The 8065-nt window shown below is 34.7% G+C and carries 8 protein-coding genes and 1 pseudogene; all 9 read left to right on the forward strand.

The features are described from left to right. Positions 1 to 369, forward strand: a pseudogene (locus UIB65_RS07175) (tetrahydromethanopterin S-methyltransferase subunit H); the annotation flags it as partial. A gap of 159 nt (positions 370 to 528) precedes the next feature. Beyond that, entirely contained in the window at positions 529 to 1998 is a 1470-nt protein-coding gene (locus tag UIB65_RS07180) for a methanogenesis marker 14 protein (protein WP_330040569.1), read from the forward strand. A gap of 17 nt (positions 1999 to 2015) precedes the next feature. Continuing rightward, positions 2016 to 2624, forward strand: a complete 609-nt coding sequence (locus UIB65_RS07185) for an NTP transferase domain-containing protein (RefSeq protein WP_330040571.1) — start codon at positions 2016 to 2018, stop codon at positions 2622 to 2624. A 55-nt stretch (positions 2625 to 2679) separates the two neighbouring features. After that, a complete protein-coding gene (locus UIB65_RS07190; RefSeq protein ID WP_292753564.1) occupies positions 2680 to 2946 on the forward strand; it encodes a PRC-barrel domain-containing protein in 267 nt (88 codons plus the stop codon). Between the two features lie 142 nt (positions 2947 to 3088). After that, positions 3089 to 3844, forward strand: coding sequence for an ABC transporter ATP-binding protein (locus UIB65_RS07195; RefSeq protein WP_330040574.1), 756 nt, complete (start codon positions 3089 to 3091; stop codon positions 3842 to 3844). After that, positions 3813 to 5063 carry a SufD family Fe-S cluster assembly protein gene (locus tag UIB65_RS07200; RefSeq protein ID WP_330040576.1) on the forward strand — a complete coding sequence of 417 codons (1251 nt, stop codon included), beginning with the start codon at positions 3813 to 3815 and terminating at the stop codon, positions 5061 to 5063. The genes UIB65_RS07195 and UIB65_RS07200 overlap by 32 nt, the downstream gene beginning before the upstream one ends. Before the next feature lie 309 nt (positions 5064 to 5372). Further along, positions 5373 to 5798 carry a hydrogenase iron-sulfur subunit gene (locus UIB65_RS07205; protein WP_330040578.1) on the forward strand — a complete coding sequence of 142 codons (426 nt, stop codon included), beginning with the start codon at positions 5373 to 5375 and terminating at the stop codon, positions 5796 to 5798. A 16-nt stretch (positions 5799 to 5814) separates the two neighbouring features. After that, a complete protein-coding gene (locus UIB65_RS07210) occupies positions 5815 to 6741 on the forward strand; it encodes a F420-nonreducing hydrogenase (protein ID WP_330040580.1) in 927 nt (308 codons plus the stop codon). A 1-nt stretch (position 6742) separates the two neighbouring features. Beyond that, a partial coding sequence (locus UIB65_RS07215; RefSeq protein ID WP_330040582.1) for a Ni/Fe hydrogenase subunit alpha occupies positions 6743 to 8065 on the forward strand: 1323 nt, incomplete at its 3' end.

The following is an 8065-nucleotide window of genomic DNA, read 5'->3' on the forward strand; positions in this document are numbered from 1 at the left end:
AATCACTAAACCATTCATGGATGTAGCAGTTACTCCATTAGGTCAAGGTGCAGGACCTGCTGTAAGAACTTCCTACGCTGTAAAAGCTAAATGGGGATATCCAGTAGGATCTGGTATTCACAACGTACCATCCGCATGGGATTGGTTAAGAGGATACAAAAAAGAACACAAAGAAGCATGGCCTGTTTGTGATATTGGTTCTAATACGTTCAACAAATGGCTGGTGGGGACTTTGTTCTCTTTGGACCAATCGAAAATGCTAGATTAGCATTCCCTGCTTGTGGTATGGCTGATATTATGATTGCTGAAGCAGCAAAAGATATCGGTACCGAACCTGTAGAAGAACACCCAATTAACAAATTATTATAAACACTAAGGGTCCGATTAGATGATTCATTTCATCTAATCTTTTTTTTTTTTAATTTTTTTAACTATTTTTGTGATTTTTTCTAAAGATTTTTTTAATAAAATTTATATTATCTTAAAAAGAGATTATTAATTAACTTTAATATTTGGAGAGGTTGAATAATGTCTTTTTTAAGTAAAATTTTTAATAAAGGTCCTAAGCCTATAATTGCCCATTCCAAAGACGGCAATTTGGCCACATTAAAGGCCCAAAGGGCAGGTCCTGCAAGTCCTGGTGCTGTTAAAAAACCTGATACTTTTTATGTAACTGCTTCTGTTGAATTAGGTAACACCACTACAAAATCTATTGTAATGGCTACTAATTTGAATACCAGTGAATCTTATCTTTTGAATAAAACAGTTAAAATGACTCGTGATATTAGGCCACCTAAACCTTCAGAAGAGGTTTTTGGTAAAACTGTGTGGGGAATTGAACTTTCCAAGGAAGCTGTAACTGATTTAATTAGAGATACTGTTTTGGAATCTCTTAAAAAATGTCAAGTCGATAAGGATGAAGATTTAGATTTTGTTGTTAGGTCTACTGGGGTAACTGCAGGTTTTGCAACTGCTGAAGAAGCTGGTCAACTCATTATAGCATTGGCTGATGGTTGTCTTGCAGCAGATATACCTCCTCGTAAGATGTCTCCGGCAATGAGTATTTCTCAACTTCCTGAAAGATTACAGAAACATTCTCTTTTGGAAAATATTATGTTTGATGGGGCTGTTGTAAGTGTTGTTCCTCCTAAAGGTAAAGAAACAGTTGCTAATGAAATGGAAGGGGAACTTGTTACTGCAGGTATTAAATTAGGTGCTAAGTGGACTGAAGTTGATTATAGAAACCCTTGTGTTTCTTTAGATTTCGGATCAACATTGGCAGGACGTATTGTTAATGATAATGAACCGTATGCAAACACTGTTGGTAACTTTTTAGGTCTTGCAGGTGTTGTAAGTGATTCCATTGCTAGAGGGTCTGGCCAAATCGATAAGAAAAATGGAGCAGCTTTAGACTTATATGATGAAAAGGCAATGAAAAAAGCTAACCATAAACAGGCTGAAGCTAATGCACTTGAAGCTCATAAATTAATTGATATTCGTAAAGTTCCGATGGATGTTCAAAGGTTCGGTACTGTTCCAGTTAATCCTGTAGCTGCAGATAATGCAGGTACCACTTTAATTGGTTGTGATGTTGGTGTTAATGGGGATAAATTACCTGAATTGATGGAATTGGGTGCTCAATTCTATGATGCAGATGGTCTTCCAACGTTACTTTCAACTTTGGATTATGTCAGTACAAACATTGTTAAAAGGGTTTTGGATGTTGCATTTGAAGAAAATGTCATCGTTCCGGGCTCAGCTTTAGGAATTACTGGAAGGGCAGGAATTACTGGTAGAAAACCTGAACTTATTTTAGAAGCAGTGCAAGATAAGTTTGAAAATGTAGTATTTGTGGAAGATGGTCTTGCTTTAGGTTCTGCTATCATGGCTCGTTGTATGAATTCAATGGGTACTCCTAAGTTCCCTATTGGAGGTAAGCAAGGGGGAAGATGTATTCTTAAAGACCGTATGAAAATGGCAGGCGGTAAATTCGCTTAAATTCAATGTGGTTTATCATGATTTATGCAATATTGATGGCTGGAGGTAGGGGAACTAGACTTAAAGTTCCTTGCGAAAAGCCTCTTTTCAAATTACATGATAAACCTTTGATTAAATATGTCATAGATAATATTAATCAATCTAAATTCATCGACAAATTGTTTATTGCTGTGAGTCCCAATACTCCCGAAACAACAAAATATTTAAATTCTGCAGATGGAGATTTTAAGATTTTGAATACTTCGGGTGAAGATTATTTGACTGATTTGTCTTATATTCTTGATTATTTTGAAAAGAAATCCAAAGACGACGTATTACTTTTCATTAATGCTGATTTGCCTTTCATTTCAACACAAACTATTGATTATGTTTTGGATTATTACCTGAATTCCGATAAAGATGCATTATCAACACTGGTTCCTGTTGAAATATTTGAAAAGTTGGGACTTGATTATTCATATGAATTCAATGGATATGTTCCTTCTGGTCTCAATGTGTTGAGAAGTGTTAATATAGTTCAGGATGAAGACCAATTGGTTATTCCAAAAGATGAGTTGGCATTGAATATTAATACGATTCCGGATAGTAAAGTTGCTGAAAAATTATACGATGAATATTATGTTTAAATATAATGAAGTTAAATATTTATATAACTAAATTTAATTTTTATCAGGTGATTTAATGGAAAATAGACAAATTCCTAAAAGAGAAGAAAAGTTATGGAGTGAAATAAAGAACTATCAAGTAGCTACCAATAATGCACGTATTCTTGGCGTATTGGATGAATTAATCATCAACGAAAAAACAGGTAAAATTGTTGATATAGCTATTAGAGTTGAAAGTGACCGTAACATTCATGTAAAAGGTGCTAAAAGAAACGGCGATTTGTTATTAGTTCCTTTTGCTAAAGTTGAAAAAGTTGGCGAATTTATTATTGTAACTGAATAATTCAGTTATTCTCTTTTTTTATTTATCTTTAATTTTTTATTGATTTTTAAACTTTTTTTTATATGTATGTTAAGTATTTATATTTAGTAAATTAAAGTTATACTAGTATAAAACAAATTCATATTTTTTTTAAGGTGATTATATGTTGCTTGAAATTGAAAATTTAGGAGTTGAAGTAGCTGGGAAAAGGGTTTTAAAAGATATAAACCTTTCCATAGCTGAAGGAGAAACTCATGTTCTTTTAGGGCCTAATGGTGCTGGTAAAAGTACTTTATTTTTGACTATTTTGGGTTTTCCACAATATGATATAGTTCAAGGTTCTATCAAATTTAAAGGCCAAGATATTACAAAATTATCTACTGCTGAAAGAGTTCAATTGGGTATTGGTGTAAGTTTCCAAACACCTCCTGCGATTAGAGGTGTTTCTGTAAGAGATTTATTAAAAATTGAATCTCATCAGGACATGGATGAAGATTTAAATCCTAGAATGAAAGAATTAGCTGAACAACTTAAATTCAGCGATGAATTCTTGGATAGGGATGTTAATTTAGGATTTTCAGGGGGAGAAGTTAAAAGATCTGAAATCCTACAGTTATTGGCTCAAATGCCAGATTTCACCATGTTCGATGAACCTGATTCTGGTGTGGATATTGAGAATGTTGAATTATTGGCTTCTGAAATTGGTACATTATTGGATAAGGATAAACCTCAAGGAAATAGAAAAAGAAGTGGACTTTTAATTACTCATTTAGGTTATATTCTAAACTTTGTTAGTGCAGATAAAGCACATGTTTTAATTGATGGTGTAATTTCTTGTTCAGGAAATCCTACTGAAATTTTAGAAGATATTAGAAAAAACGGTTTTAATGGATGTGTTGAGTGTGCGCAATGTTTATGAAGATGCTGAAAGAGCTAAAGATAAAAAAGCTGCTATAGGTGCTGATGTCACTATTGAAAATTTTTCTGATGAAACAGTTAATGCATTGGACATGATTGATGATTTGGATGATTTAAGCAATCAAACCAAAAAAGACCTTTTGAAAGTCGGTGTGGATACTGAAGAGAATAACAGGTCCGGTTCATTTTTACAGGTTGACCAAAGTAATATTTTTACAAACAATTCAATGTCCGATTCAATTGAAGTAATGAATATGGCTGTTGCTTTAGATAAATATAGTTGGTTGGATGATTATCTTTGGAATGTTGTTAAACCTGATGCAGATAAATATACTGCAAAAACCGCTATAAACGAAAAGGAAAATGGAATTGTAAGTGGATATTTTGTAAGATCCCTTCCTGAAACCAAAGAAGTCATGCCGGTTCAAGCTTGTATGTTCATCAGCGATACAGATATTATGCAAACTGCTCACAATGTGATAATTGCTGAAGAAAACTCAGAATTGCATTTAATAACTGGCTGTGCAACAGGTGATGATATTTCATCCGCAATGCATGTCGGTGTATCAGAAATGTACTTAAAACCAGGTTCAAAAATTACATTTACCATGGTTCATAACTGGGCTGAAGAGGTTGAAGTCCGTCCAAGAACTGCTATAAATTTAGCGGATAATTCTACTTATATTAATAATTACATTTTAACCAGTCCGGTTAGCACTATTCAATCTTTCCCTACTGCATACTGTAATGGTGAAAATTCAAGAGCTATTTTCCAAAGTATTCAAGGCGGTAAAAAGGATTCAATTATTGATGTGGGATCCAGAGTTTTATTAAATGCTAAAGGTGCTAAAGGTGAAGTTATTTCAAGAGCTGTTGCTCAAGATGAATCTCAAATTTATGCTAGAGGACATCTTGCAGGTACTGTTCCTGAAGTTAAAGGTCATTTGGAATGCCATGGTTTAGTTTTATCTGATGACAGTTTTATTTATGCAGTCCCTGAATTAGAAGCCAGTTCCGCAAATCTTGAAATGTCTCACGAAGCTGCTGTCGGTAAAATTTCTGAAGATGAGATTAACTACCTGACTTCTCGTGGAATATCCGAAGAAGATGCCGAATCCATGATTGTTCGCGGATTTTTAAATATGGATATAACAGGACTTCCTGACGAATTGGCACAGCAAACTCAAAACATGATTGATATGAGTCTTGATGGAATGTAATTCCATCTAATTTTTCTTTTTTTGACGTTCTTTTACTTTTTTTCGAAATTTTGTTTTATAGTATATAAACTTTTTGGCTTATTTTTCTAAGTAACCTTTATATTAATTATTAATGAAATATATTATTCAGTACATAATGTTATGCTGAGCTAGCTCATTACGTACATAAATTGTGATTTTAAGGCATACCTAAACTTGTATTCCTTAAAAAAAGATTTTAAAATTTTTTAAAAAACTTTAAAATTGGTTTTGAGAAACAAAAGTTTTTCAAAATTGGTAAAAAATATTTTATAGAGGAGGAGAAACTCTATGGCTGATGATGTAAAAATTGTAATGTTTTGTTGCAACTGGTGTTCCTATGGAGGAGCAGACACAGCAGGTACTGCAAGGATGCAATACCCACCGAATATTAGAGTTATTCGTGTAATGTGTTCTGGAAGAATTGACCCACAATTTGTTTTAAAAGCATTCCAAGAAGGTGCTGATGGGGTATTTGTAGCTGGATGTCACATGGGTGACTGCCACTATGATGCAGGTAACTATAAATTAGATCGTAGAATGAGATTAATTTATAGATTAGTCGAAGATATGGGAATTGGAAAAGAAAGAGTTCACCACGATTGGATTTCTGCGTCCGAAGGTGAAAAATTCTCTGAAGCTGTTAAAATGATGGTTAACAGAATCAAAGAATTAGGTCCAGCTCCATTAAAAGAACAATTAGATGCTGAAAGATAAATTGGAGGAGTTTAATATGGCAGATAAAGTAAAAATAGGAACTATGTGGTTAGGCGGATGTTCCGGTTGCCACTTATCCATTGCGGATTTCCACGAATCCTTAATTGATGTTATGGAATTTGCGGATTTTGAATTTTCCCCTGTGCTCATGGATACTAAATATGATGAAGTACCTGAGTTAGATATTATTATTGTCGAAGGTGGAATCAGAAACGACGAAAACAGAGAATTAGCTGAAATGTTAAATGAAAAAGCTAACATGGTTATTTGTTACGGAACTTGTTCTTGCTACGGTGGTATTCCAGGTCTCGGAAACTTATGGACTGTAGAAGAATTAGAAGAAGAAGCATACATTAACTCCGTATCCACTGTAAACCCTGAAGGAATTATTCCTAATGAAGATGTACCTCATCTCGAAAGCAGAGTAAGACCTTTAAGTGAATGTATGGATATTGACTTAATGATTCCAGGTTGCCCACCTCGTTCCGATGTTGTGGCAGAAGCTATTTTAACATTATTAAGAGGAGAAACAATCGAATTACCTTCAACTAACCTTTGTGAAGTATGTCCTAGAGAAAAACCACCTGCTGGTTTAGCTATGGATTTCATTAAAAGACAATTCGAATTAGGAGCTCCTGAACCTGATTTATGTTTAATTACTCAAGGTTTAGTATGTATGGGTCCTGCAACCGTATCCTTATGTGGTGCAGAATGTCCTTCCATTGGTATCCAATGTAGAGGATGTTACGGTCCTACTGCTAAAGTATTAGATCAAGGAGCAAAAATGATCAGTGCGATTGCATCTGACTATGGTGTAAACGAAGATAAAACTGTAGACCCTGAAACTGTCGCAGATCAATTAGATGATATTGTAGGTACATTCTATACTTACACATTAGCTGCAGCTTTAGTACCTATGAAAATGCAGAAAGGAGGAGAATAAAATGGTTAAACTTACTATGGAGCCTGTTACTCGTATTGAAGGGCACGCTAAAATTACCGTACATCTCGACGATGCAGGAAATGTAGAAGAAACAAGATTACACGTTATGGAATTCAGAGGATTCGAAAAATTCTTAACTGGTCGTCCTGTTGAAGAATTAGCAAGAATCGTACCAAGAATCTGTGGTATTTGTGATGTACAACACCACTTAGCAGCTGCTAAAGCAGTTGACCAAATCTTTGGTTTTGATGATTACGAAATTTTACCTGCTGCTTACAGAATGAGAGAAATTATGAACTGGGGTTCTTACATGCACTCCCACGCACTTCATTTCTACTTCTTAGCTGCACCAGATTTAATTATTCCTAACGGAACTAGAAAAACTAGAAATGTTTTCCAAGTAATTAAAGATATGCCTGAAGTTGCACTTCAAGCTATTAACATCAGAAGAAACGGTTTAGAAATGGTTAGAAAAATAGGTGGTCGTCCTATTCACCCTACTTCATCCACTCCTGGTGGTATCTCTACTGAATTAGATGCTGATACTCAAAAAGATTTACTCGAAAGAGCTAAACAAAATGTAGAATTAGCACAAGCTACTTTAGACTTAGCTATTCCAGTATTTGAAGAAAACATTGACTTAATCTCTTCATTAGGTAACTTCGGTGACACCAGACACTGTGGTACCGTAAAACCTGATGGAACTTGGGATGTATATAATGGTAACATTAGATTCAAAGACAAAGATGGAAGCGACATGTTTGAATACAGAAACGAAGAATACACTGACTATGTTGCTGAACACGTAAAACCTTACTCCTGGTTAAAATTCCCTTACATTAAAGAAATGGGATACCCAGAAGGTATTTACAGAGTAGCACCATTATCCAGGATCAACGTCTGTGATCAAATGCCTAAAGAAGCACCTCTCGCACAAGAAGCTCTCAAAGCTTTCCGTGACGCTTTCGGATATGCTCAAGCACCATTATTATTCAACTATGCTAGACTCATCGAATTATTAGCATCCGCTGAATGTGCTGCTGCAGCATTAGAAGAAGATTTATCTGGTAAAAAATTCCCTGATGAATTAGAAAGAACCGAAGGTAAAGGTGTAGGTATTGTAGAAGCTCCTCGTGGTACTTTAATCCACCACTATGAATCAGATGACAATGGATTATGTAATTACGCAAACATTGTAGTAGCTACAATCCAAAACAACCCGGCTATGGAAATGGGTATTCACCAAGTAGCTAAAGACTACATCAAACCTGGTGTTGAAGTAGATGACAGCATCTTCAACTTAATGGAAATGGTTATCAGAGCT

This window comes from Methanobrevibacter sp., from assembly GCF_036307625.1.
GTDB lineage: Archaea > Methanobacteriota > Methanobacteria > Methanobacteriales > Methanobacteriaceae > Methanocatella.

Excerpts from the sequence above, each read along its gene's own strand:
- UIB65_RS07195 (WP_330040574.1), top strand. The coding sequence starts at position 3,089 with ATGTTGCTTGAAATTGAAAATTTAGGAGTTGAAGTAGCTGGGAAAAGG.
- UIB65_RS07190 (WP_292753564.1), top strand. The coding sequence starts at position 2,680 with ATGGAAAATAGACAAATTCCTAAAAGAGAAGAAAAGTTATGGAGTGAA.
- UIB65_RS07205 (WP_330040578.1), top strand. The coding sequence starts at position 5,373 with ATGGCTGATGATGTAAAAATTGTAATGTTTTGTTGCAACTGGTGTTCC.
- UIB65_RS07210 (WP_330040580.1), top strand. The coding sequence starts at position 5,815 with ATGGCAGATAAAGTAAAAATAGGAACTATGTGGTTAGGCGGATGTTCC.
- UIB65_RS07180 (WP_330040569.1), top strand. The coding sequence starts at position 529 with ATGTCTTTTTTAAGTAAAATTTTTAATAAAGGTCCTAAGCCTATAATT.
- UIB65_RS07200 (WP_330040576.1), top strand. The coding sequence starts at position 3,813 with ATGGATGTGTTGAGTGTGCGCAATGTTTATGAAGATGCTGAAAGAGCT.
- UIB65_RS07185 (WP_330040571.1), top strand. The coding sequence starts at position 2,016 with ATGATTTATGCAATATTGATGGCTGGAGGTAGGGGAACTAGACTTAAA.